Raw genomic sequence first — 212 nt, forward strand, 5'->3', positions numbered from 1 at the left:
CCTTAGCGCCGATGGTAGTCGGACTTACGTTCCGCAAGAGTAGGACGTTGCCAGGCAATTTATATGGAGGATTAGCTCAGCTGGGAGAGCATCTGCCTTACAAGCAGAGGGTCGGCGGTTCGAACCCGTCATCCTCCACCATTTATTTAATTTAGCCGGCCTAGCTCAACTGGTAGAGCAACTGACTTGTAATCAGTAGGTTGGGGGTTCAA

The 212-nt window shown here is 50.9% G+C and carries 1 tRNA gene; it reads left to right on the forward strand.

Annotation, left to right across the window (positions count from 1 at the left end):
- Window positions 1-65: 65 nt before the first annotated feature.
- Window positions 66-141, forward strand: a tRNA-Val gene (locus L987_RS04220).
- Window positions 142-212: the final 71 nt, after the last annotated feature.

The organism is Staphylococcus sp. ZWU0021, from assembly GCF_000798895.1.
In the GTDB taxonomy this organism is placed as follows: domain Bacteria; phylum Bacillota; class Bacilli; order Staphylococcales; family Staphylococcaceae; genus Staphylococcus; species Staphylococcus saprophyticus.